A 24,481-nucleotide genomic window follows, 5' to 3' on the forward strand; every position below is an offset into this window, starting at 1 on the left:
CCGCCCGAGCAGCCGCCACCGCGGCGGGTTCTCCCGCGTGCGCTCCCGAGGACGCCCCCGACGTGAGACGGCACCCGTTCGGTGTCAGAGCATCCCGAGGTGAGAGCTCGCGGGAGGCCCCCGCCACCCGACCCCTCGACGACCGGAACCGAAGAGTCCGGTCAACTGGCCTGCCGTTTGAGCCTGCGCCGCTCCCGTTCGGAAAGTCCTCCCCAAATACCGAACCTTTCATCGTGTTCCAGGGCGTATTCGAGACATTCCGAACGTACTTCACATCCGGCGCAAATACGTTTCGCCTCGCGAGTGGAACCGCCTTTTTCCGGAAAGAACGCCTCCGGATCGGTTTGGGCGCACAGCGCGCGTTCCTGCCAGTCCTGATCTTCCTCCGCCTCGATCAGTCCGGCCAGAACGTCGAGCTCGGCGACGCGAGCGTCCTCCCCCGCTGTCAGACCTTCCTGCTCGGTCCGCAACATTTGAACCTCCCCCGTTAAATTTTTCCGTTCCCGCGGCCCTCCCCAGGACTCACGGGACGTGATGAACCGGACAACCGGTTCGACGTGGCCGGAATACCGACCGCCGGACGAAATCGCGATCACGCCATCGCGGCTCCTCCGACCGTGCACTAACCGGGCCTCCCGTTACCCGGCACCGCCGATCAGGTGATCGATTTCCCCATCCCACCGAGTCAACCGATCAATCTTTCCAGCGGTAAATAACACCAATGTGATTACACCCGTGTAGCCCGCCACGGTCAAGCGGAGACCATCCCGTAGAGGGACGGTTCCACCTACCGAAGGAGCAGAACGGGGTAACCGGAACAGTCCAACGGGGATCCCCCGTCCGAACCGCTCAAGATCCTCGGACCCAGGAATACCACCGATGCGGCGACAATGCCCGGCGAGCGACCGGGAGACTGGTGGGGTGCGAAACACCCCGACACGTATCAGCCCACTGTTCCTCGCCCTGCTGGCGGTCACGGTCCTCGGCGGCGTGCTGGCCACCTCGGACAACCGGGCGCTGATCATCACCGGAGTCGTGCTCCTCGTGCTCGGTGGCTGGGCCACCTCGCTGTGCCTGCACGAGTTCGGGCACGCCGTCGCCGCGCTGCGCGGCGGTGACCGCGAGGTGCGGGAGAAGGGCTATCTCACCCTCGACCCGAGGCGCTACACCGATCCGGTGCTGAGCCTGTTGCTGCCGATCCTGTTCGTGCTCATCGGCGGCATCCCGCTGCCCGGCGGCGCGGTGTGGATCAACCACGGGGCGCTGCGGTCCAAACGGGACGAGGCGAACGTCTCACTGGCCGGTCCGGCGATGAACCTGCTGCTGGGGATCGGGCTGACCGCCTCGGTGGCCACGATCGAGATGCCGTTCGGGCTGGCCGCCGGGCTGTCCTACCTGGCCTTCCTGCAGGTGATCGCCTTCGTGCTCAACATCCTGCCGGTTCCCGGCCTGGACGGCTACGGCGCCATCGAACCCTGGCTCTCGCCCAAGGCTCGGCACTTCGGTGAACAGGCCCGACCGTGGGCGCCGCTGGGGATCGTGCTGATCCTGTTCGTGATCCCCGGAGCGAGCTACGTCTTCTTCAACGGCGCGGACGCGTTGTTCAACGCGGTCGGTGGTAACACCCGCCTCTACGCGTACGGCAATCTGTACTTCCGCTTCTGGGAGTGACGCTCGTCGCGTGACCCGCCACGGGCGAGCACGCCGGACGGCTCAGCGCTCCACCCGGCACCGGTTGTCGCGGGCGGGGTTCACCGAGCCGCGGGACAGCCCCCGCCCCTGCCCGTGGGAGGATTCGGGACGTGAAGGTCGCAGTACTGGTCGGCGGAGTCGGTGGAGCGCAGTTCCTGCTCGGCGTCAAGAGGGCCCTGGGGCTACCCGCGGTCGGCGAACCCGAGGAATCCGCACCGCACGAGATCTCCGCGATAGTCAACATCGCCGACGACGTCTGGATGCACGGTCTGCGGGTGTGCCCGGACCTGGACACCTGCATGTACACCCTCGGTGGTGGCATCGACACCGCCAAGGGGTGGGGTCGTGAGGCGGAGACCTGGTCGGTCGCGGAGGAGTTGGCCGCCTACGAGGCCGAACCCACCTGGTTCGGCCTGGGGGACCGCGACATCGCCACCCACCTGATCCGCACCAGGATGCTGCGGGCCGGGTATCCGCTCTCGGAGATCACCGAGGCGCTGTGCGACCGGTGGCGACCGGGCGTGCGGCTGCTGCCGGTTACCGACGACCGCGTCGAGACGCACGTGGCGATCGAGGACCCCTCCGGCTCGGGTGCGCGAGCGGTGCACTTCCAGGAGTGGTGGGTGCGCTACGGCGCCAGGCCCGAGGCCAACGCGATCGTTCCGGTCGGCGCGGACGAGGCGACCGCCCACGAGGGGGCTACCGAGGCGATCAACGAGGCCGACATCGTGCTGGTGGCGCCGTCCAACCCGGTGGTCAGCATCGGGACGATGCTGGCCGTGCCGGGGGTGCGTGCGGCGCTGCGCGAGACCACGGCGGCCGTGGTCGGGCTCTCCCCGATCATCAGCGGCGGGGCGGTGCGCGGCATGGCCGACGCCTGCCTGCGCGCGATCGGGGTGAGCAGCACCGCCCAGGCGGTGGGCGAGCACTACGGTTCCCGCTCCACCTCCGGGGAAGGCATCCTGGACGCCTGGCTGGTCCACAGCACCGACACCGCCCAGGTGCCGGGCGTGGCGACCCGTTCGGTGCCGCTGCTCATGTCGGACACCGCGGCGAGCGCGGAGATGGCGCGAGCGGCCTTCGACATCGGCGGGGTGGCCGCTCCGGAGGTGACCGCATGAACGACCACGCCGCAGACGAGGAACTGCGGGTCCACTCCGTTCCGGGACTGCCGGAATTCGCGGAGGGTGACGATCTCGCGGGCGCGTTGCTGACGGCGGCGCCCTGGCTGCGCGACGACGACGTCCTGGTGATCACCAGCAAGATCGTGTCCAAGATCGAAGGACGGGTCATGGACACGCCGCCGGATCCCGAGGAGCGGGACGCACTGCGGCGCGAACAGGTGCTGGCCGAGGCCGAGCACGTGCTGGCCCGCAAGGGCAGGACGCTGATCACGCAGAACAAGCTCGGCATAGTGCAGGCCGCGTCCGGGGTGGACGCGTCCAACGTGGCCACCGACCAGATCGCGCTGCTGCCCCGCGATCCCGACGCCACGGCGGAGCGGTTGCGCGCCGAGCTGGCCGAGCGGGCCGGGATCCGGGTGGCCGTGGTGATCACCGACACGATGGGGCGAGCCTGGCGGGTCGGTCAGACCGACGTGGCGATCGGTTCGGCGGGCGTGGCGGTGCTGCACCGCTACGCGGGCAGCACGGATTCGCTCGGCAACGCGCTGGAGGTCACCGAGGTGGCGGTGGCCGACGAGATCGCGGGCGCCGCCGACCTGGTCAAGGGCAAACTGGGCAGAACCCCGGTGGCGGTGGTTCGCGGGATCGACGAGCGCGACGACGGTTCACGAGCGGGTGATCTGGTGCGCACCGTCGAGGAGGACCTGTTCCGGCTGGGCACCGCCGAGGCGATCGCGCGGGGACGCGGCGAGGCGGTGCTGCTGCGCCGCTCGGTGCGCGAGTTCGCCGACACACCGGTGGACGCCGAGGCGCTGCGCCGGGCGGTCGGGGCGGCGCTGACCGCGCCCGCCCCGCACCACACCCGACCGGTCAGATTCGTGTGGCTGCGGGACCGCGCGCTGCGCGGCAAGCTGCTGGACGCGATGCGGACCGCTTGGCTGGAGGACCTGCGCGCGGACGGGCTCTCCGAGGAGCGGGCCCGCCGCAGGGTCGGCCGGGGCGATCTGCTCTACGAGGCGCCGGAGCTGGTGGTGCCGTTCCTGCTCCGGGACGGCGCGCACGACTACCCGGACGAGCGTCGAACCGACGCCGAGCGCTCGATGTTCGTGGTCGCGGGCGGAGCCGCCGTGCAGAACCTGCTGGTCTCGCTCGCCGCCGAGGACATCGGCTCCTGCTGGGTGTCCTCCACGCTGTTCTGCCCCGAGGTGGTGCGGAACACGCTGGAACTGCCCGAGCACTGGGAGCCGCTGGGGGCGGTGGCCGTGGGGTATCCGGCCGAGCCGCACGAGGGGCCGCGAGAACCGCGCGATCCGGAAGAGGGATTGGTGGAGCTTTGAACGGGCCGCACACCGACGCGTTGCACACGCTGGAGGACTGGACACCGCCCACAGTGGTCGGCGGGGTCCCCGATCCGGGGCAGGAGGCGCTGCGGCACGCCTTCGTGGGGCTGCTGCGGGCGCGTGGCGACTCCTGCCTGCGCGAGTGCGAACCGGGCCACGTGACCTCCTCGGCGCTGGTGCTGGACCACAGCGGCGAGCACACCATGCTGACGCTGCACCCCAGGGTCGGACGCTGGTTGCAGCTGGGCGGGCACTGCGAGCCCGCGGACGAGACGTTGGCCGCGGCGGCGCTGCGGGAGGCCACCGAGGAGTCCGGCATCGAGGGGCTGGTGGTCGATCCCGACCCGGTGCACCTGGACGTGCACCCGGTCAACTGCTCCCTGGGCAAACCGACGCGGCACTTCGACGTGCGGTTCGTGGTGCGCGCTCCCTCCGGAGCCGTGCCGCGCCGCAGCGAGGAGTCGGTGGACCTGCGCTGGTGGCCGCTGGACTCGCTGCCCGGGGGCGGCGATCTCACGCCGCTGGTGACGGCCGCGTCCTCCCGCCTGGGCGGCGATTTCGCGAGAAATTGACGGCCGCGCGACTACGGTGAGCCCCGGCGGCCGAGTAGCGTCGCCGAGATCATCGCCTTACCCCAACTCCGTCCGACTGTGACGGACTTCCGGGGATTAGTAGCAAGATCCAGAACCTCACGGGGTGTCGGCTTCGACACCGAGGCGGATCAGGTGCATCGGCCGCCCGCCTGAGAGCAGGCGCAGCGCCGACTCCGGGCTGCGGAACCTCCCGTTGACACCGCCGTACGGCGCGAACACCTCGGTTCCGTCCTCGTGGGACAGCCCCCAGTAGCGCACCACGCCGTCGGCACGGTCCCCGATCTCCTCGCACAGCGCGAACACCTCGGGCGCGCTCGCCTGCACCAGGTCAACCAGCAGTTCACGGAACTCCTCGTGAGTGCCGAGCGGGGCGAGCTCGGACTCGTCCACCGCGATCTCCGCTGCGTTCACCGCGCCACCGTCGATCATCGCCGTCTCCTCGGGTCGTTGTAATCGATGACACAGTAGACGCTATAGCTATGGCTATAGCTATGCGATCGCCCGATCGCATGAGGACAGTGGATTACACCCGATTGGGGGCAGCAGCAAGAGATCGTCAGACTTGATGTGAGGTCAGGAGGTATTGGTGGAACGTAGTGACCCCTCAGCGCTTCGCTGGCTGATCGGCAACGAGCTTCGGCACTACCGGAACGAAGCGGGCAAGACGGCCGCATCAGCGGCGAAAACAATCGGTTGTTCCGCGGGAAAGATCACCCACTTGGAGACGGGGCGATACCAGCAGCAACCGGATGAGATCAGTGCGCTGCTCGACTTCTACGGAGTGGCCCGGCACGACATCGAGCGCTTGACTTCACTCGCCGCCAGCTCCAACTCGCACACCTGGTGGGCTCCGTGGGCGAACGTGGTCCCGGACTGGCTCAAGACTTTCGTAGGCTTGGAAGGCTTGGCACGTTCCGAGTTCAACTACGAAACAGCCCTGTTGCCGGGGCTGATGCAAACAGCGGCTTACGCGCACGCCGCCACCAACTCGACCGGATTCGTACGACCGGACCACAGCGAACGGTTCGTTTCCTTCCGAGTGACACGCGCGCAACGGCTATCGCAGGAGGATCCACTCAACCTGCACGCTGTCATCGAGGAATCGGCTCTACGACGCCGGATCGGTGACAGCGATACACGTCGCGAGCAGTACCGCCACCTACTCGAACTCGGCGACCAACCGAACGTGACCATCCAGGTCATCCGAGCACAGGATGGCGCGCACGCGGGTGTGTGCGGCCCGTTCTTCCTGCTTCACTTCGATGCCGCACGCCCCATCGTCTACAACGAACTCCTCGAAGGAGCCGTGTATCTGCAGAACCCCGACCAGGTAAGCACGTATACGATGGCAGCGAGGAATCTTCAGGAAGTCGCGATGCAGCCCGAGGACTCCCTCGCGCTGATCGAGGAGCTGCTCCACGACTGACCGAAAGGTGAACGATGACCGGCAAGGACCACCGTCTCGACTGGCGGGTATCCAGCTACAGCGGCAACAACGGTGCTTGCGTCGAAGTCGCCGCGCTGCCCGGCGCGGTCGCCGCCCGCGACTCCAAGGACCGCCAGGGCGCGGTGCTGACCTTCGACCACCAGCAGTGGCGGAACTTCCTGTACAGCCTGCGCGGCTGATCGACACCGCACCTCGGGCGTGGTTCGTGCGGCACGCACCGCCACCACGCCCGAACCCGTTCCGACGCGCGTGCGGATCTCGCCGGAGACCACCGGGGTCGGGCACCGAATCACTTCGGGCAGCGCCGAGAGCACCACAGCACCCGAACGCACCGATCGACGATTCGGGGAATGATCTCGCGCGTGGCGGCACGAATCGCGTCGTGCCACCATCTCGCTGTGACACGCCACACGAAACCGCTCATCCTGAGTAGTCCCACCCTGTCGATCTCGCCCTTCAGAGTGACACCCTGCCGAATGATTCACTTTCGGCCGGCTGGGGAGGACCGTTGGCGATCGGCGACGAACACGTGTTTCGGCAGCACGAGTCGGAGGCTCCGGCGGTAATCGGCGCGGACTACATCGCCGAACGCGAAGGTGTGGAACCGACTACCGCCTATCTCCCGTCGAAGCGGGTGCTGAAACAGGACACCGAAGTCACCCTCGACCTGCGCAGGCTGGCCGACGGCAGGTTGGCGGTGCTGGCCTACTCCTCGCTGGACTCGCTGGTCGCCTGCTGCGGGGAACTACAGCCCTGGGCCTCGCTGCCGATGGACAAGGTCGAGGAGATACAGCGGCGCAGCGGCGCGGACCTCGTGCTCTGGGACGCTCGGCTTCCCGAGGAGCAGCGCAACGACGGCGAGGAGGAGGCTCGGCAGTGAGCGGGACGCACGTGGATCCGGAAGAACTCACCGGAGTCGCAAACAAGCTGCGCAACGCCGCGACGAGTCTGGACGACACTTCGTCACCCCCGCCCGCACCCGACGTGGGCGAAGCGACCGAGGCGGTCGCGGGCGCGATGGCGCTGCTGACCAGTTCCACCGCGGGAATCGTCGAGGGGCTCGGCGCGGCCGGTGACGCCGTCGCCGAGGGACGCGATCTCTACGAGGAGACGGATCGTTCCAACGCCGAACGGTTCGACGAGCAACCGGGCTGACCGCTGGGGAGCGACACACATGCCACTCGACCTGGAGATCCGGGGAAACCCGTCGAGCATTCGGGAGAGCGCCCGCTGGATGAGCACCGTGTCCGAGTCCGTTCACGAGACCGGTACGCAGCTAACTCGCGCTCACAACGGCTCAGAGAGCGCCTGGTCCGGCGAGGCCGGGGACTCGTTCCGCGCTGTGATGAGCAAGGTTGGCCCCGAAGTCGACGAGGTCGCCGAGGACCACGCGGCGATGTGCCGGGAACTGAACAAGTACGCGGACGAGCTGGACACCGCCCAGAAACGGATGCGGCGTGCTCGCGAGATCGCGCGAGAAGCCGGTCTGACGGTGACCGAGCAACGCGTCATGGAGCCGGGACCGGAACCGGCCGCTCCGAAACCGCTGCCCGAGAATCGTGCGGCCACTCCGGAGGAACAGCGGGCCCACGCCTCGGCCACCCAGGCGCAGGCCGCCTACGCGCGCAAGGTCCGCGCGTACCAGGAGTGCAGTCAGATCGTCACCGAAGCCCGCGAGCAGCACAACAGTGCACTCGGCGTGCTCAACAGGTTCGTCTCCGGGCTCGTGGAGAAGAGCCCCTTCACCATCACCGACTTCACCACCGGGCTGGCGGGTGCGGTGGCCGGAAGCACCAGCGCGATGCGGGCAGCGGCGGTCGAGATCGCCGACAGCGGCAAGATCGCGCGGGCGGAGAAGCTGATGCACAGCCCCAACCTGGGACTGCGCAACCAGACCCGCGCCGCCGCCATCCACGTCCGCAACCAGCTGAACAAGACGGCGATGGAGAACAAGGCCACCGCTACCCGGACCGCGCGGCTGGTCGACAAGCTGAGTCCGAGCGTGAAGAAGGCTCTCCAGCTGAACATGAACTTCGGCGTGCGTCCGGAGAACGTCGGCAACAAGTTACTCCGGGGCAGTCTCCGCACCGCGAGCAGACTCCCCGTTGTCGGGCTGGGGATAACCGGGTTCAGTATCGGCTACGACGTCCAAACCTCGGACAAATCGGTGGGCGAGAGCGCCGCCGTCAACCTCGGCGGCTACGCTGCCGGTTCCGCTGCCACCGCCGGACTGCTCGCCATGAGCACCCCGGTCGGCTGGGCCGTGGCCGGAGGTGTCGTGGTCAGCGTCGGTGTCGGCTTCGCCATCGACGAATGGGGCGACGACGCCGTGGACGCGGTGGGCGACGCCGCCAGCTGGACCGGCGACAAGCTCGGCGACGCGGCGGACGCGGTCGGCGACTTCGTCGGCGACATCTTCTGAAACGAGCACCCATGAGCCACACAGCCGGACTGCCACCCAAACCCGACCCCCACACCGGGCAACCACGACCACCACGCGCACCGCTGGAACCCGAATGGAAACGAGCCGAGAAGAAACGTTCGGGTGGGGAGAACAAAGCCCCGCAAGCTCCGGAAGATGAGTCCCCCGTCCTCGAGTGGTTCTATCCGGCCCGGGGCCAATCGTTCGGTATCGGACTGACGATATCCCTCGTTGTCCTCGTGTTCGGTGTCATCAGAGACAGCGGGTTCGGATGGATGACGACGTGGTGGCTCTGGTTGTTCATAGTTCCGTGGCCGTTCATCACGTTGCTGACAGGGCGCAACACGCGCATGTCGGCAGGAGCGGACTGGCTTCGTTACGGGAAGAACGGCTTCATCAGAACGTACGAACTCACCTCGGTGAAGGTAACCACGGAAGGCGCTTCCCGAATACTACAGCTGAACGACGACGCGGGACGGGAGCTTTCCGCACAGCTCAACGATCTCCAGCGGAACCGCGAGCTGTGGGACCTCGTCTACAACGGCATCCTGCACTCGGTGCGCGGCAACGGCGCCGAGACCAACAAGCTCGCCCGAACCTTCCTCGACCTCGACAACCCGCTGCGGTTCCGGGGAGAGTGAGCGGCGCGATTCCCGGCGCGGGCGTCGATTTCTCGCGAAATCGTCGGGCGCGAAAGACGACGGGAGCACTTCGCGTACCACCCGAATCGGTTTCCCGACACCCCAGCGCTCCGGGATCCTCAACTACCGCACCAGGCGAATCTCGCAGCGCAGTCGAGGAGCGCTCGCCAGCCGCGTGTCGCCGGTGACCAGCACCGATTCGTGCGACTCCGCGACGGCGACATACGCGGCGTCGTAGGCGGAGAGGTTGTCCCGCAGTTCCCAGATCCGCCCGTTCACCGGTGTCGTGAAATCGAGCGTCTCCACCGCGGCGCAGGCCCAGCGATCCAGGACCGTGCTCGCGTCGCGCTCGGAGATCTTGCGGCCCCGCACCAGACCGCGGAGCACGTTCAGCATCTCGACCGGCTGGTGCGGTGGTGCCGCCCAGTGCGGGTCGGTCCCCAACGTCTTTCGCACCATCGGACTAGTGTGGCCGGCCCCCAGGAAGAACGCGACGAGCGTGGAAGTGTCTACGACCAGCAAGCCGTCCCCGCTTGATCCTCCGGCCCCGGTGCCTCCCCGCGCGCCTCGTGCACGGCCTCGACGATCTCGTCCATGCTGAGCAGACCACCACCGACCGGTTGCAGCTCGGTCAGTTCGACGTTGCGCGCGAACCGCGCCTCCCGCTCGAACACCCGCAGCAGGTAGCTCTGCAGCGACTGGCCACTGCGTCGTGCGGCATCGGCGAGCAAGTCGCGGACCTCTTCGGGAACGTTACGCACGGTAACCGTAGTCATGCATGCATTCTAGCTGCATTTTGCCATCCCAACAACAGCGTCGAAGCAGCAGCGCTGTCCGACGCGGGCGTCGATTTCCCGCGAAATCACCGGGCCGCGGTGCTCGGGAACGGACAAGGGCTTGACGACGGACCGGACCGTCCGACGGTCGTAGCGGGGGAGCGGCTTCTCAACCGGCCTCACCGACGGAAAGCTCCGACTCGGCGGTTCGGTGCGCCACGGGTGCCGAGCCCGAGGTTCTGCTCAACCGATCGATGAGCCAGGCCAGCGAAAGCGCCACCAGGGTGATCGCTCCGGCCACGAGAAGCACGTTTCGCACACCCCACTGCAGCTCGATCACGGTCCCGCCCATCCAGGCGCCGAACCCGTTACCGAGGTTGAAGGCCGAGACGTTGGCCGAGAGCGCGAGGATCGGAGCGGCTGCCGACAACCGCAGAATACGAGTCTGCAGCGCCGGTATGATCGCGAATCCCGCCGCTCCGAACAGGAAAAGCACAACGGGAACGGCCGGTGACACCGGCAGGAAACCCCAGAACACAACGAGCATGACGGTGAGCACACCGAGACTGCCGAAAACTCCCACGCTGGTACTACGGTCAGTGACACGTCCGCCGAGAAAGTTTCCGCAGACCGACCCGGCACCGAACACCAGAAGCAGCAGACTCACCGAGGACGCCGGGTAATCCGCGACGAACCGAAGCAGGGGGGATATGTAGGTGGAGACGGCGAAAACCGAACCCTGGGCGAGCACCGTCACCAGGACCGTGCCGAGCACGACGGGACGAAGCAACACCCGTGTCTCGGCTTTCACACCGCCCGCTGCCAACTCGGTGGAGCCGCCACGCACGTCCTTCCGGGGAACCTGCCAGGCGACCAGACCAGTGGCCAGGACCGCCGCCAGCGTGATTGCGGCGAAGGTCATTCGCCAACCGAACGCCTGCCCGATCATCGTCGTCAACGGGACGCCCAGCACATTCGCCAGGTTGAACCCCAGCGATATGTTGGCTATCGCGGAGGCCTCCTTGCCCGGCGGCGCCATCCCGGCCGCGACGAAGCCGGCCATCGCGACGAACGTCCCGTGGCTGAGGGCCGTCAGGAGTCGCGCTCCGACGAGTAGTTCGTAGTTGGCGGCGAACGCGGAGAGGGCGTTGCCGACCAGGAAGACCCCCATCAGTCCGAGCATGAGCTTTCTGCTGGACACCTTCAGGGTACCGAGCGTGACCAGTGGGCCGAAGACGGCCACACCCACGGCGTAGGCCGTCACGAGCAACCCGGCCGAGGGAATCGAGACCGAGAGGTCCGCGGCCACTTCGGGGAGGATGCCCGAGAGCGCCACTTCCGCGGTTCCCAGACAGAACACACAGAGCATCAGGGCGAGGACGGCGAAAGACATCTCCGCGATTCAACTCCCACCAGGTCGTTCGTACGATAGGTCCGACGGACGCGGGGCCGACCGAGGGCCGGCCCCGGACCGCCGCTTCGACCGGGTGGGGGCGGCGTTCGGCGACACCGCCCCCACCCGTCCACCGAGCCGGTCCGTCACTTGAGGAACTCGGAAATGCGCTTGACGAGTTCGTCGGATTTTTCCACCACGACCAGATGACCACTCTCCAGCTCGACGTAGTCACTTTGGCCGATGGACTGATGCAGCTGCTTCGCGTGTTCGACGGGGATGAGCTGATCGTGTGAACAGCCGATGACCAGTGTGGGAGCGATCACGTCCCCCACCGAATCGCTGATGTCGATCCTGCTGTTCAGCTCGATCTGCCGCAGTGTCGCCGGAGTGAAACCGGTACCGGAAGCCGCTTCCTCCAGACCCGCGTCGCCGAGACCGTTCATGAACGACCTGGTGAAAAGCAGCATGGTTACGAACCGCGAGTACGCTTGCGGATCGGTGTCGGCCAGCCTGCGCCACAGGTCGAAGACCAGCCGCTGCCTCGGGTCCATGGTGACCCATCCCGCAACGAGAACTACTCGGCGGAACAGGTTCGGATACTTGGCAGCCGCCGCCGCGGTGACAACAGCGCCCAGCGAATACCCCACCACGTCCACGGGTTCGTCGAGTTCGGCCGCGCGGGCCGCGGCCACAACCTGTTCCACCAGCTGATCCAGATCGAGTTCCCCCGGATCGACGGTGTCGTCATCGCTTCCGGCGTAGTCCGGCACGATCGTGGTGTGATCGGGGGTGAAACTTTCCAGCAGGTGTCCGAAGTTGGCGTCCCCCGTCGCTCCGGTGCCGTGCACCAACAGCAGACCGGGGCCTTCCCCCTCGATACGCACCGGCACCCGCTTACCAGCCGCTTCAACGTACTGCACGTTCATTTCCAAAACCTCCTAGAGAAACAGAGTTCAATCGTCCGCAAAAGACGTGTCGCGAAACACGGGCAGGCGTAAAACCTACGTCAGAGCCGTGCTTTCTCCCCGGCAGGGGAATCCGATTCCCGTCCCACCATGGGCTTGGCGAGAAAACTTCCGCCGCCGCCACGAGGACGTCCCCAACGACGCATGGCGGGCTTCTCCACGAATTTGTGCACCAGCCATCCGACCAACAGCGTGACAAAGAAGAGCCCCAATAGGACGAGAGTGCCCACGGGAGTGCTGAACAGACGGGCATCCATCTGCTGTCGCAGATAATATATCACAACGTACTGCGCGAGATAAAAACCGAAGGAAACCTCACCGAGCCAAATCATGGTGCGACTGCGCAACACGCTCGGCCGCCCCTCTATGTCCGCGGTCGCGGCGGTACACACCAGTACGACGATCGGAACGATGGTGGCCACGTTGAGCCCGTACAACCACGGCACGACCATGGCGAGCGCGTATCCCGCCACCGCCAGTACCGTCGCGTGAACGAATCCGACCGAGCGGAACCACATTCCGGACATCACGATTCGCGCCAACAGCATCCCCAGCACGAACTCGAAAAGTCGCACGGGAGGGAAGTTGTAACCGAACCAGAACTGCCAGACCGACACCGGAAACCCTTCGGGGGTCTGCGGGGTGTCGGGAAGCACGAACTGGGTGAAAACCTGGACACCCACCATCCCCAGGATCATCAGCCCGGCGTACGACCAGAGGCGTTCCTGCCTGATCCGCACGACGCCCTTGATGATGAACGGGAAGCACATGTAGAAGAGCAGCTCGCTGCACAACGACCAGCTCGGCGGGTTCACGCTGATGAAGATCTCGTGCTGCGGGAACCAGGAGTGGATCAGGAAGAGGTTCGGCAACCACTGGTGTGGATCGGAGGCAGCGGCGGCGAACAGTATCATGGCCAGCGCCCAGGTGACCACGTGCGCCGGGAAAATCTTCACCAGACGCCTTCGCCAAAATCCTCCCATCGTGTCAGTGGAACGCGCTGACCACGTCAGCACGAAGCCACTGAGCACGAAGAAGAAGGACACTCCCATCCAACCCGCCTTACTGAAGAGCGTCTGATAGAGATCGGACGCGAACGGGTCTGCGTATGGGTTCTGCGGCGGATCCGTCAGCGAGGCGTGGAAGAAAAACACCATAGCCGCCGCTATGAATCTCATCCCGGTGAGCGAGGGTAACCTCGAATAAGCCGAGTAGGCTCTCTCACCAATTACCGAGGACGACATATCGCTCCCTTATCAGCATTTTCTGCGACTCGAACCAAAATCAAGTGACTTCTTTTTCCGTCATCCTGCTTCGCGAATCAGCACGAGAGGCGTCGGTGTCCCCGCGCTCCAGAAGCACGGTTATCACGATCACCGACATTCCCGCGATCGCGAGAACCGCGGCACCGATCGGAACGGTCCGCACACCGACACCGAGCTCGATTATCTTTCCGCCGTACCAGGAACCGATCGCGGCACCCAGACCGAATGCCGACATGTTCACGGTCAACGAAAGGGTCGGAGCCTCCTCCGCAGTTTTCACCACTCTCGTCTGCAGGCACGGGATCAGCGCGAACGTCACCAGCGCGAACACCAGCAGCACCGGAATCATGGCACTTCGCGAGAAGGTTCCCAGCCAGCAGAGGAGGCAGGTCAGTGTCAGCGACCCCGACAGAACCGCCGTCGCCGCGGACAGGGACTTGTCCGCCAGCTTGCCTCCGACGGAGTTGCCGATCACGGAACCGGCCCCGTAACCCAGCAACAGCAGGGGAACCACCTCGGCCGGAAACCCCGCTCCCCTGGTCAGCAACGGGGCCAAGTACGTGATGATCGTGAACATTCCGGCTGAGCACAGCACGGTCGCGACCACCGTGGTGACGACGTTCCACCTGCTGAACGCCCGGACCTCGGACCGCACGCTCGAGGACTCGGGCGTGCCCGAGTCCGGTACCGTGATCATGATGAGCACGGCGGCCAGTACCGCTATGACGCACACCGCCGCGAAACTCGAACGCCAACTGAGCCGTTGTGCCAGCAACGTCCCGAACGGAACCCCCAGCACGGTCGCCAGATTGATACCCAGCTGCACCCCGGCCACGGCGCTTCCGGACTTGTGAGCCGGGACCATGCTGCCCGCGGTGACGACGCTGACGGCCATGAAGGTTCCATGGGTAAGAGCCGTCAGCACCCGGCCGATCAGGACCACCGTGTATCCGGGGGCCGCGGCTATGATGCCGTTGCCGAGCACGAAGATCCCGAGCAGTAACAGCAGGATCCTCTTCCGCGTCATCGCCGTGGTGGCCGCCGAGACCAGCGGACCACCGACAGCCATCGTCAGGGCATAAACGGTCACGGACAGTCCGGCGGTCGCCAGACTGATGTCGAGTCCTCCCGCCAACTGTTCGAGCATTCCGCTCGGCATGAGTTCCGACGTACCCACCCCGAAGATGGCCACGATCAGACCGACTATCCGCAGATACACGAGGTCCCCTTGTCACATCTCGTAACGTTCCACGAGAACAGCCGAGGCGATTCAGCCTACAACCGAATTTCCGCCCGGTCACCGATCAGCGGTCGCCGAGCTCCTGCTCTCGTTCTCTCCGACAGCGGAATCCACTGTCCTTTCGTTCCGGGAATCCCCAGCTCCCAAGCTTTCCGCGGCAGTTGAGTTCCTCTTGCCGAAACCCTTCTTCTTCGGTTTCGACCAGTGTTTCGTCGTGGGCTTTTCCACGAACTCGTACAGCGCCCAGGCGAGCAGGATGCTCAGCACGAGATAGAGCAGGAGAACTCCGGTCGCCAACGGAGTACCGAAGTAACTGTCTCCCAACAACTCGCGTCCCGTGACGAGCACTATGGCGTGCACCAGGTAGAAGGCGAAGGAGATCTCACCGAGCCATACCATGGTGCGGCCGCGGAGGAACGAACGCTCACCTCGAACATCGGACGTCGCGACCGCCGGGATCAGCAGTGCCAGCGGAACGATGCACACCGCGCGCATACCGTAGAGGTAGGGCACGAACAGGGAAACGGTATAGCAACCGAGCAGCGCCAACACCAGTGGACCGATCCCGACACGCACCCACCTTCCGGCCAGCACGATGCGGGCCAGCAGTATGCCGAGGAAGAAATCGAACAACCGCAGCGGCGGAAAGACGTAGTTCACCCAGTACTGGTAAGTGGAGATCGGGAGGCCGTCCGGTGGACGCGGATGCTCCGGCAACAGGACGTAGGCCACCAGGGCGGTGATCGCCACCAACGCCACGGTCAGCCAGACGAACCACCACAGATACTGCTCGCGAATTTTGCGCGCGACCGCGAACACCAGCGGAAAGAGCAGGTAGAAGGCCACTTCGGTGGACAACGACCAGCTCGGCGGATTGACGCTGAGGTAGGTGTCGTACTCCGGGATCCACGCCTGCACGAGAAACAGGTTGGCCACGGCCTGGTAGGGGTGCGTGTAGACGGCCGCGAACAGCAGCAGCGCAACAGCCCACGTCACCACGTGATTCGGGTAGATCTTGACCAGCCTGCGGCGCCAGAAATCCACGTTGCGGTCGTGCGGCTTGTACGACCAGGTCATCACGAAGCCGCTCAACACGAAGAAGAACGTGACGCCCGCCGCACCGGCCTGGGACATGATCTTCTGGTACGTGTCGGCCACCCCGTCGTGCGCGAACACCGAATTGGCGGGTATCTGCAGTGAAGAATGGAACCCGAAAACCGCCAGCGCCGCGAGGAAACGCATCCCGGTCAAGGAGGGTAATCGAGATCTACGTCGATCCGATTCCGACTTGGCTTTTTCTTCCACAACCGTCATACTTTCACTTCTTTCGTGTAGTAATTCCAGGAATCCCACCCGGGGTTCTCAGGGAACCAGAATCAGTTTTCCCCTGGTTCCACCGTTTTCGAGTGTCCGATGTGCCCAAGCTGCTCGCTCGAAGTCGACGACAGCCGAGGGTTTACCCGGTTCGACAATTCCCTCGTCGACGAGAGTTCCGAGTCGGGCGAGTTCGTCACCGTCCTGCTCCACACCGATCAGCACGATCCGCACTCCTCGACTCGGTTCCGGTTGCGCGAACGGTGTCGTCGTGAGGTATCTCCCCTCGTCGCACACCGACCGAAGGTGTTCCGGGACTCCAGCGGTGTCGACGACCGCGGCGAAACCGGCGGGAGGTGGTGGGTGTTCCTCGGAGTACTGCCGCAACACACCCCGGGGCGGTTTCCGGGTCACGTCGCTCGGCCGCACGAAAGTCGAGATCCGCCAGCCGTTCAGCCGGGCCAGTTGAACCACGAGGCTGCCTACCGCGCCCTGTGCCCCCACGACCAGCAATTCCTCCGCTCCGTTCGAGGGGGAACCGAGCTCGGCCACGGTCTGGGAAGCGGTCAGTCCCGCCAACGGCAAGGCAGCCGCTTCCACCTGATCGAGCTCACGTGGTGCGGGCGCCAGGAGACTCTCGGGCAGCGCCACGTACTCGGCGTGGGTTCCCCGTCCGGTGGCTGCCTGCGCGGACATGGCGATGACCGGATCCCCCACGTCGAACCGCGTCACGTCCTTCCCCGCATCGCGTACCGTCCCGGAGACGTCCCACCCCAGTAAGGCCGGGAGGTCGGTCGGCACCGTGCCGTTTCGCGTCGCCACGTCTATCGGGTTCACCCCGGCGGCTACCACCTCGATCAGAACGTCACCGGCACCGACAGCGGGGGCCTCGACCCGCTCGACGCCGACAACCTCCGGGCCCCCGGTTTCCTCGATTCTTACCGCACGCATTTCATCCCCGTTCGTGAGATACGTTTCAACGGATATTCAGCAGAACCTTCGGGCGGTCCCGCCCGCTGTCGTTCAGTCTTTCGAATGCCTTGTCCGCTTCGTGAAAAGAGAACGCTCGATCGATCATCGGTTCCAACCGGAGATTTCCCGAAGCGACCTCTTCCAGTAACTGCGGCCAGTGGTCCGCTCCGGACAGAACATTGTGCGTCACCAGGTTTTTCCCCACCGCTTCGTCGACGGGGACGGCATCGACCGGCCCGTGGGGCGTACCGAGTTGCGCCAACCGGGCGTTCTGGCCGCAGAGCCGGATCGCTTGACGCACCGCCTCGCTCGCACCGGATGCCTCGACAACCACGTCGTAGTTACCGCTGCGCACCTCGTCGGGAGCCGCGACGCGGTCTGTCCCCAGTTCGGCTGCCAGGGAGGCGAGCCGGGGATTGGGGTCGAGAACCGTCACACTCGCACCTCGCGAAACGGCCAACTGGGCGGCCGCCAAGCCGAGTGTTCCGGCTCCGAGAATCGCGACGCTGTCCGCTCCGGAAATCGCGAGCCGTCGCAGGGCGTGTACCGATGCGGAGCACGGCTCCAGCAGGGCAGCAGCACGATTGTCTACTCCGTCCGGGATCCGGTGGACCGTCTCGGCGGGCACGGAGAGATACTCCGACGCGGCGCCCGGCTCCTCGCCGACAACCCCCATCTCGGTGCGGTACGGGCAGTGAAAGGTCCCGCCCGCCGCACAAACGGCACAGCTTCCACAACGTCTGAAGTTGTGCCCGGACACCCGATCGCCTTCCCGCAGGCCGGTAACGCCCTCGCCGGTGAGGACGATTTCTCCGCTCCACTCGTGACCGAGTACGAACGGATAGCTCTTGCGACCGGTGTGCAGGTAACTACTGGTACCCGTGTAGAAACCCAGATCCGTGCCGCAGAGACCGACGTGTTCCACCGCGACGAGACAATGGCCCGGCGCGGGCTCGTGCACTGGCAAACTGCGGTGCGCGAGCCGTCCCGGAGATTCCAACACGAGAGAAACCGTGGCGGTCGACAGCCGACCGGAAGGTGTTTTTTGAGTCATGTCTCCCCACAAATGGTTTACGAACCGATCCATGCGAAGAATCGTCACCTACCGCAGCGATCGGTCCGACTCAGCGGAACCGAACAGGCATGAATCGAGTAATCATTCGAACGATATTCCGACCCGCCCGTCCTCGTCGAAACCGGCGACACTTATCGCGTGGAAATCCCTTATTCCGATACGTCCCGCGGCGGAGGCGCGGTCGTGGGATCCCACGACCACCGGAGTCGTGCCGGCCGCCTCCGCTGCCAACAGGCCGGATTCGGCATCCTCGAACACGACCGTGGAGGACGGCGGCACTCCCAGCAGCTCCGCCGCCTTGAGGTATCCCTCGGGGTCCGGTTTTCCGGAGGAGATGTCGTCGGCGGTCACCAGTACGTTCGGGAGTGGTATTCCCGCTGCCTCCATCCGCCGTACGGCCAGCTCGCGGCTGGCTGAAGTAACCACCGCCATGCGGGATTCGGGAACGTGGCGGAGGAACTCCGCCGCCCCCGGCACCTGAACCACACCCTCGATGTCCTCGACTTCCTCGGCCACGAGGGTCGCGGTCTCACGCGCCACGTCCGCCCCGTCGGGGGCGAAACGCAGCACGGTCTCACCGGTGGGGCGCCCGTGCGCGTCGGCCAGCACTTCCGAGGCGTCGATTCCGTGCCTACGGGCGAAACGTCGCCAAGTGCGTTCGACCACGACCGTTGAGTCGACCAATGTACCGTCCATGTCGAACAACAGGGCGGAGAAATTCAGAAACACGTGCATCACCCGCTGTCTCCGGTCTTCGTTGGAACAATCCGATCCGCGAACCGACGAGCGGCCGCTACATCGAGGCCGATCACACGGGGATCGGCGACGCGATAGTCGTTCTCGAGAATCAGCCAGTTCACCGACACCCCGCTTCGCGCGAATGCGCGCGACAGTTCAGTGGAGCGGATTTCTCCGGAACCACGCCACTCGTCTCCGAGTCCGAGCGGCCCGTCCTTCAGGTGAACCTGGTCCGCGATACGCGGCCCCAGGGTTCGGACGAGTCCCGGTACGTCCGTCCCTTCCACGTCCGGGTTCCCGGTGTCCAGCACGAGCCTGAACGAGTCCGATCCGACCCGCTCGAACAGTTCGACCGCCGTCGTGGGCGACAGCACGTTCTCGTTGGCCAGCACCAGGTTCCGGGTCCGAGCCTCCTCGGCCGCCCACCGCAGTACGCTGACCGTCCGATCCAACGCTTCCGGACCGTCGATCGTGCTGGCACGAAAGCTCGGCACAAGGACCAGTCGCACGCCGAGAGCCACGGCCGAGTCGAGCAACGCGATCACCGCGCCGCGGGCACTCCGTGCCGCCCGGCTTCTCTCCGGCGCGGTGAGGCCGATGTCGTTGAGCAGGTTTCCCGCCACCGCCAACAACTCGACTCCCGAACCGTTGGCTTCCCGGCGAAGCGAGCGCGCCCTGCCGGGGGTGTCCAGCGGCACCCCACGCCCCGAACCTCCGAAGTCGAGTTGGATCCCCCGGACACCGTAGGAGGCGGCCAGCTCGACCGCTTCGGCCCCACGAACCGGCAGACGCCACTCGGCCAGCCCGATCGCTGGATTCCCGCCGGTCACGATCCCGCTCTCCGACTCTGCGAGACGGGAGCCCCCGAGGACAGCGAGCGCCAGTCGCCTCCGGAACCGACCACGAGGCTGTCTCCCTGGAATTCGACTCCCCTGGTTCGCACGAGCTCAGCGGCGAGCGGCGCGAAGGTGTCGGGAGTCATGTAGGAGCTGAAGTCGAAATCCGAGGACCGCCTGCGGCGTATGCCGGGGGTGTCCACCATCCCCTCGGGCAACACCTGAACGATCCGGATCTCGTCCGTGCTCTCCTCCAACCGAACCGAATCGAGCAGGGCCGCCCCTGCCGCCTTCGTCGCGGCGTAGCCGGACCGCATCGGTCCGGCATTGTGGACGACTTCGGAGGAAACCCCCACGAAGAGCCCCGGAGCTGAGGCACGCAACGCGGGCAGCGTCGCGCTCAGGGTCAGCCACAGCCCGTGGAGGTTTATCTCGAACTGGGTTCGCCATTCCGCTTCGGTGACCTCGCCGAGCGGAGCGCGCTTCGCCCCGTAGTCGACGGCGGAGAAACACACCGCCCACAACGGATCGACCGCGAGGTCGGCGAGCCGCTCCTTCGTCTTCGCGGCATCGAGGAGGTCCAACGGTTCCCAGCGAAGGTTCGAGCTCGACGCATCGGAGGGTTCACTTCGGCTGAGTACGACGACATCCATTCCTTCGGCGGCCCAGGCGTCGGCTATTCCCCTGCCGATACCGGTGGAGCCGCCGACAACCAGGGCGCGCTTCCCTGCGGGGGATTCGTCATCGGACTGCGTCATCAGTCGTTTCCTTTTCGACAGGTCGGTGACATCCGGACAGCCAGCTTGATCATTCTTCGGCCCTCGGCGATTCGTTCGTTGCCGCAAGCGAGGTCGCTCATGATTCGTGACGCGTATTCGAGATCCCCGATATGGGTGATCAGCTCCCGGTATCGCTCCGGGCTGCGGACCAGTTCGGAGACAGCCGTGCCGAGGTGAGCGTTGGACACCCCCCGATGGCCGAACAAGTTGATCCGACTTCCCGTTGTCGCGGTGCGTTCGACAGTCAAGGGGACATCGGGCCGCCCGGCGAGGTTCGCCGCCCGGATTCCCGCTAGATCGGTTCCGGGAAGGCTTTTCACGGTAAGTCCGGGGGGTACTCCGCCGATGACGTCGATGACCGAACCGTCCCCGACGGAACGCAGCACTCGTTCCAGGCAAGGCCCCGTGCTCTCCCGCGGGGTGGCCAGCAGGACTCCGACCGGCCCATCGTGCAGCACCCCCGTCATATCCTCGCCGTCCACGAGAGAGTCATCGGGTGGAAGTCCGGAGCGCAGTGTCCACTGCCTGCCCGATTCACCGTGGTGCACCAACACGGTCCGCTTCACGGTCGTCGCCCATCTTGCGGCTGAGCGAACGGCCAGCTGCCCGATGGTTCCGTCCCCGACCACCAGCAGTGTCGACGGCCGAAACCGGCTCAGCGCCCGTAGCGCGTAGTTGACCACCGCCAGTGGCTCCACCAGCGCGGCGAGCTCAGCTTCGGGGCGCTGATCCAGTCCGAGGACCAGGCCTGCTCGTGTCGCGGTGGCGGGCACGAGGGTCCGTCGCTGCAACAACCCGTCCACGTTGTGTCCGAGGAGGAAACCCGGATCGTTCGGATGGGTGGGGTTGATCACGACAGCATCCCCCGGCGAGAACGAGTCCCGGATCCCCTCTCCGACCGAGACCACCGTCGCTATCCCTTCGTGCCCCAGCACGGAGGCCGATTCCTTCCGGGAACCGCGCAGTATCTGGATATCGGTGCCGCAGAGTCCCGCGACCTCGGTGGCCACCACCAACTCGCCCGCGGCCGGGACCGGGGTCGGACGTTGCCGTACCGTGACGCGAGCTCCCGCTCGGACGAGTGCGTTGTTGCGGGGTTGTGCGTTTCCCGTCACGATTCCACCCCGATCCTGGCCGAACGTCCGGATCCGACCGCGGCGACACCGGCTCCCACCAGGCCATCGGCCTCGGAACTGTCGCAGCGCACGAGGCGCTCGGCTAGCCATTCCGGGTGAAATCGACTCGTCAGGTAAACACCGTCCCTGGTCAACCGCTCAGCCAGCGCGCGGTGATAGTGCTCGCCGAGACCGTCCACGACTCCCCCGGTGAGCGCGATCCGATCTATGGAGGGATCCAGACACCAGGCGGTTCGCAGTACATCCGCCAACGGCGACGTGGCCGCGTCGAGGATCTCCCGGGCGAGCGGATCATCGTCGTCCAGGAGTCGGCGGAACGTACTTTCGAACTCGATGTCCTCGTCGAACAGCGGTGAGACGGCACAGCGCCGCGGTTCCAGCTCGCGGAGTCGTTCGGCCAGCCGGCGGATCCCGGGCCCCGAGGCGAACGCGGCCAGATGGTCCGGGCTCCCGCAGTCACAGTTCAGCTCCACCCGATTTCCCGCGAGAGTGGTGCCGGAGGGGATATGACCGATCTCCCCCTGGAGACCGCAGACGTCGACCGGGATGGTTCGCAGTCGACGATCCACCAGCCTGCACGCGATACCACTGCTCACCGTAACGAGGAGGAGCCGACGAAACCCGTCGAACCGCGGCGTCTCCCCCAGTCCGAGCAGTGCCGCTGTCACGTCGTTGACCAGGTGCCAATCGACGTCCGGCCTTCGCTCTCGCAACCCGGCCAGCAGGTCGAATCGAGTCACGCTGTCACCCCAGAGCGGAGCGGAAGCATATACCACACCACTGCGCTGATCCAGCGCCGCTCCCAACGAGATACCGGCTGTGGTGCCCTTTTCCTGGCCCACCCCGGCGCATATCTCGTCGATCAGCCGCGTTCGAAGTTCGTCGGCGCCCGCGTCCGGGTGAACGAGAACGCTCGGCGAAGGCTTGGACCACATCCGACGCACTCCCGATTCGGGAGACCAACGGGCACACCGGAAGTGAGTACCACCGATGTCGAACACCACGGCCTCACGCGCGGCACTCGCGGCGCCCGTATGTTCGTCCTGGAACGTCTCCGGCACTGTCATCGCGCGCTCTCCAGCACATCCGAGTCAGCCGCTCGATGATCCCGATGGGCCACGAACGACAACGCCGCTTGCAGCTCGTCGGCGGTGATGTCGTTCACGAACACCGCTGAACCGATACCTGCCGTCAGCGGCATGCGCTGGTAGCCATCCCTGTGTTTGACGGCGTCCTCCAGCGCACGTTCCAACAACTCCGCGGTGAATACGGGATGAGTGAGCGGCAGTCCCGCCGCGTTCATGAGCGTGAGTGCCCGGTCGGCATCCTGCTCCGACAGCAGGCCGCGGTTGCGGGCCAAAGCGACGCAGATGGCCATGTCCACGGCCACCGCTTCCCCGTGCAGCAGCGGAGGGTCGGCACGGAGTTCGAGCGAGGGACTGAAAGTGTGGCCGTAGTCGACGGCCCTTTCGAGTACCTTCTCCCACAGGTTCGGCTCGAGTTCGTCCAACATTCCCGCGATCGAGCGGGACAGGATCTCACCACCGGCCGGACCGCAGTCGGCGAGCGTTTCCGGATCGATCGACGCGACGGTGGCTTCGAGCAGATCGAACAGCTGGGAGTCCTTGATCAGTGCCATCTTGATGATCTCGGCCAGCCCGTTGTTGATGTGCCTACGATCCACGGTGCGCAGGAACTCGGGGTCGATGAGAGCCGTTTCCGGAGCACAGTACGTTCCGAGTCGATTCTTGTGCTGCCCGTGATTTATGCCGGTCTTGACGCCGATTCCCGCGTCGACCTGGCCGATCAGAGTGGTGGGAACCCGAATGTAGGGAACACCTCGGCGGTACAGGCTCGCGGTCATACCGACCACGTCGAGCACCACTCCGCCGCCGATCGCCACGATCTTCTCGGCACGGCGGAGTATGCCCATCGAACTCATGTCGTCCACGAGCCCGAGAGCCGTGTCGAGTTGCTTCGTGTTCTCGTCGCCGGGGACGACTCTCCAATTGTGTGCTATCCGCCAAGCCGAGAAGTAGGCACGTAACCGTTCGCCGTAGAGCTGCTCCACGGCATCATCCACCACCACCAGACAACGAGTCCTGCGCTTTCCATCGGCACCGCAGGCATGGGCGAACGTGGAGTTCGATGTGGACAGCAGTCCACGGGTCATGCTCACTTCGTAATCCACCACCTGCTGGGACCGGACTCGCCAGCTGACCCCCGGGGGCTTGGGAAGGTCGAACGCGGCGGTGATGCTCGTCGGTGTTGGATTGACAGTGGGAATGGACATCGAGAGCTCACAATCCGTTGAAAGTCGATTCGTACAACTGTCCGATCACGGGGTAATCACCCCGCACGCGCTCGACCCGCGAACACGGGCGAGACAGGTAACGGAGCGGATCAGTCCCCCATCGCTCGTCCGGTGGGCTCCACGGGCGAACGGGCTTCGCTCCCGTTACCGCGGGCTCCCTCGCGGCCGCCTCCGGGGTTTCCGGCTGCCGCACCGCCTCAACAAAAATAAAACCGCTCGGTTTGTTTGTTCAAGACAAAAAAACGTGATATAAATCACTATTTACTACAGCTTTCAGCAGGTCGCGAAGAGCGCCCCGCGAGCCTGCGTCGACACCGCAAGTCAGCGGAATTAGCAGCAAAAAACAGCTATAACAGGCACTCCGCGCACGACCCGACGTCAAGAGTTACCCGAAGATGAACCACAAGAAAAAAATA

27 protein-coding genes are annotated in these 24,481 nt (G+C 65.6%); 10 read left to right on the forward strand and 17 right to left on the reverse strand.

What is annotated here, in order from left to right; translation table 11 throughout:
* Window positions 1-161 precede the first annotated feature (161 nt).
* Window positions 162-473, reverse strand: a complete 312-nt coding sequence (locus tag BM150_RS15855) for a WhiB family transcriptional regulator (RefSeq protein ID WP_092928079.1) — start codon at window positions 471-473, stop codon at window positions 162-164.
* 448 nt (window positions 474-921) lie between these two features.
* Between BM150_RS15855 and BM150_RS15860 the strand changes: the two genes are divergently transcribed.
* The 4 genes from BM150_RS15860 to BM150_RS15875 all read left to right on the forward strand — a co-directional run bounded on the left by BM150_RS15860 (window position 922) and on the right by BM150_RS15875 (window position 4,728).
* Complete coding sequence (locus BM150_RS15860; protein WP_092928080.1) at window positions 922-1,671, forward strand: site-2 protease family protein; 750 nt, start codon at window positions 922-924, stop codon at window positions 1,669-1,671.
* A gap of 131 nt (window positions 1,672-1,802) precedes the next feature.
* A complete protein-coding gene (gene cofD / locus BM150_RS15865) occupies window positions 1,803-2,813 on the forward strand; it encodes a 2-phospho-L-lactate transferase (RefSeq protein ID WP_092928081.1) in 1,011 nt (336 codons plus the stop codon).
* On the forward strand, window positions 2,810-4,153 hold the full coding sequence (locus tag BM150_RS15870) for a coenzyme F420-0:L-glutamate ligase (RefSeq protein WP_092928082.1): 1,344 nt from the start codon (window positions 2,810-2,812) through the stop codon (window positions 4,151-4,153). The genes cofD and BM150_RS15870 overlap by 4 nt, the downstream gene beginning before the upstream one ends.
* Window positions 4,150-4,728 (forward strand): NUDIX hydrolase, encoded by a 579-nt coding sequence (locus BM150_RS15875; RefSeq protein ID WP_092928083.1) that lies wholly within the window; start codon window positions 4,150-4,152, stop codon window positions 4,726-4,728. Before BM150_RS15870 ends, BM150_RS15875 begins: the two co-directional genes overlap by 4 nt.
* A gap of 117 nt (window positions 4,729-4,845) precedes the next feature.
* On the opposite strand, the gene BM150_RS15880 is transcribed toward BM150_RS15875, so the two are convergent.
* Window positions 4,846-5,178: a hypothetical protein gene (locus BM150_RS15880; protein WP_217641681.1), complete on the reverse strand. Its 333-nt coding sequence runs from the start codon at window positions 5,176-5,178 to the stop codon at window positions 4,846-4,848.
* 154 nt (window positions 5,179-5,332) lie between these two features.
* On the opposite strand from BM150_RS15880, the gene BM150_RS15885 reads away from it, so the two are divergent.
* The 6 genes from BM150_RS15885 to BM150_RS15910 all read left to right on the forward strand — a co-directional run bounded on the left by BM150_RS15885 (window position 5,333) and on the right by BM150_RS15910 (window position 9,259).
* Window positions 5,333-6,175, forward strand: coding sequence for a Scr1 family TA system antitoxin-like transcriptional regulator (locus BM150_RS15885; RefSeq protein WP_092928084.1), 843 nt, complete (start codon window positions 5,333-5,335; stop codon window positions 6,173-6,175).
* Window positions 6,176-6,189: 14 nt separating this feature from the next.
* A complete protein-coding gene (locus BM150_RS15890) occupies window positions 6,190-6,375 on the forward strand; it encodes a DUF397 domain-containing protein (RefSeq protein WP_092928085.1) in 186 nt (61 codons plus the stop codon).
* 329 nt (window positions 6,376-6,704) lie between these two features.
* Entirely contained in the window at window positions 6,705-7,076 is a 372-nt protein-coding gene (locus BM150_RS15895; protein WP_092928086.1) for an SAV_915 family protein, read from the forward strand.
* Entirely contained in the window at window positions 7,073-7,351 is a 279-nt protein-coding gene (locus BM150_RS15900; RefSeq protein ID WP_092928087.1) for a WXG100 family type VII secretion target, read from the forward strand. Before BM150_RS15895 ends, BM150_RS15900 begins: the two co-directional genes overlap by 4 nt.
* A gap of 19 nt (window positions 7,352-7,370) precedes the next feature.
* Window positions 7,371-8,618 carry a WXG100 family type VII secretion target gene (locus BM150_RS15905; RefSeq protein ID WP_092928088.1) on the forward strand — a complete coding sequence of 416 codons (1,248 nt, stop codon included), beginning with the start codon at window positions 7,371-7,373 and terminating at the stop codon, window positions 8,616-8,618.
* Between the two features lie 11 nt (window positions 8,619-8,629).
* Window positions 8,630-9,259, forward strand: coding sequence for a hypothetical protein (locus tag BM150_RS15910; protein ID WP_245755524.1), 630 nt, complete (start codon window positions 8,630-8,632; stop codon window positions 9,257-9,259).
* Between the two features lie 123 nt (window positions 9,260-9,382).
* On the opposite strand, the gene BM150_RS15915 is transcribed toward BM150_RS15910, so the two are convergent.
* The 15 genes from BM150_RS15915 to BM150_RS15985 form a co-directional block, all read right to left on the reverse strand.
* A complete protein-coding gene (locus BM150_RS15915) occupies window positions 9,383-9,718 on the reverse strand; it encodes a PIN domain-containing protein (protein WP_245755525.1) in 336 nt (111 codons plus the stop codon).
* A gap of 50 nt (window positions 9,719-9,768) precedes the next feature.
* Window positions 9,769-10,035 (reverse strand): FitA-like ribbon-helix-helix domain-containing protein, encoded by a 267-nt coding sequence (locus tag BM150_RS15920; protein ID WP_092928090.1) that lies wholly within the window; start codon window positions 10,033-10,035, stop codon window positions 9,769-9,771.
* Between the two features lie 169 nt (window positions 10,036-10,204).
* Window positions 10,205-11,428, reverse strand: a complete 1,224-nt coding sequence (locus BM150_RS15925) for an MFS transporter (RefSeq protein WP_092928091.1) — start codon at window positions 11,426-11,428, stop codon at window positions 10,205-10,207.
* 146 nt (window positions 11,429-11,574) lie between these two features.
* Window positions 11,575-12,357 carry an alpha/beta fold hydrolase gene (locus tag BM150_RS15930; protein WP_092928092.1) on the reverse strand — a complete coding sequence of 261 codons (783 nt, stop codon included), beginning with the start codon at window positions 12,355-12,357 and terminating at the stop codon, window positions 11,575-11,577.
* A gap of 80 nt (window positions 12,358-12,437) precedes the next feature.
* Complete coding sequence (locus tag BM150_RS15935; RefSeq protein WP_217641683.1) at window positions 12,438-13,574, reverse strand: acyltransferase family protein; 1,137 nt, start codon at window positions 13,572-13,574, stop codon at window positions 12,438-12,440.
* Between the two features lie 106 nt (window positions 13,575-13,680).
* The gene (locus BM150_RS15940) at window positions 13,681-14,880 is read right to left on the reverse strand and encodes an MFS transporter (RefSeq protein WP_092928094.1); all 1,200 of its coding nucleotides are present in this window, start codon (window positions 14,878-14,880) and stop codon (window positions 13,681-13,683) included.
* 78 nt (window positions 14,881-14,958) lie between these two features.
* On the reverse strand, window positions 14,959-16,143 hold the full coding sequence (locus BM150_RS15945) for an acyltransferase family protein (RefSeq protein ID WP_175496859.1): 1,185 nt from the start codon (window positions 16,141-16,143) through the stop codon (window positions 14,959-14,961).
* Window positions 16,144-16,263: 120 nt separating this feature from the next.
* Window positions 16,264-17,166, reverse strand: coding sequence for an NADP-dependent oxidoreductase (locus tag BM150_RS15950; RefSeq protein WP_092928096.1), 903 nt, complete (start codon window positions 17,164-17,166; stop codon window positions 16,264-16,266).
* A gap of 25 nt (window positions 17,167-17,191) precedes the next feature.
* Window positions 17,192-18,274, reverse strand: coding sequence for a zinc-dependent alcohol dehydrogenase (locus BM150_RS25125; protein WP_092928097.1), 1,083 nt, complete (start codon window positions 18,272-18,274; stop codon window positions 17,192-17,194).
* Window positions 18,275-18,343: 69 nt separating this feature from the next.
* Window positions 18,344-18,997, reverse strand: a complete 654-nt coding sequence (locus tag BM150_RS15960) for an HAD-IA family hydrolase (RefSeq protein WP_217641685.1) — start codon at window positions 18,995-18,997, stop codon at window positions 18,344-18,346.
* Complete coding sequence (locus BM150_RS15965; RefSeq protein ID WP_175496861.1) at window positions 18,997-19,830, reverse strand: sugar phosphate isomerase/epimerase family protein; 834 nt, start codon at window positions 19,828-19,830, stop codon at window positions 18,997-18,999. Before BM150_RS15965 ends, BM150_RS15960 begins: the two co-directional genes overlap by 1 nt.
* On the reverse strand, window positions 19,827-20,594 hold the full coding sequence (locus BM150_RS15970; RefSeq protein ID WP_092928099.1) for an SDR family NAD(P)-dependent oxidoreductase: 768 nt from the start codon (window positions 20,592-20,594) through the stop codon (window positions 19,827-19,829). The genes BM150_RS15965 and BM150_RS15970 overlap by 4 nt, the downstream gene beginning before the upstream one ends.
* On the reverse strand, window positions 20,594-21,730 hold the full coding sequence (locus tag BM150_RS15975) for an alcohol dehydrogenase catalytic domain-containing protein (RefSeq protein ID WP_175496862.1): 1,137 nt from the start codon (window positions 21,728-21,730) through the stop codon (window positions 20,594-20,596). The genes BM150_RS15970 and BM150_RS15975 overlap by 1 nt, the downstream gene beginning before the upstream one ends.
* Window positions 21,727-22,818, reverse strand: a complete 1,092-nt coding sequence (locus BM150_RS15980) for an ROK family protein (RefSeq protein ID WP_092928101.1) — start codon at window positions 22,816-22,818, stop codon at window positions 21,727-21,729. The genes BM150_RS15975 and BM150_RS15980 overlap by 4 nt, the downstream gene beginning before the upstream one ends.
* The gene (locus BM150_RS15985) at window positions 22,815-24,044 is read right to left on the reverse strand and encodes a sedoheptulose 7-phosphate cyclase (protein ID WP_092928102.1); all 1,230 of its coding nucleotides are present in this window, start codon (window positions 24,042-24,044) and stop codon (window positions 22,815-22,817) included. The genes BM150_RS15980 and BM150_RS15985 overlap by 4 nt, the downstream gene beginning before the upstream one ends.
* Window positions 24,045-24,481: the final 437 nt, after the last annotated feature.

Origin of the sequence: Actinopolyspora alba (assembly GCF_900112765.1) — a bacterium.
GTDB classification, from domain to species: domain Bacteria; phylum Actinomycetota; class Actinomycetes; order Mycobacteriales; family Pseudonocardiaceae; genus Actinopolyspora; species Actinopolyspora alba.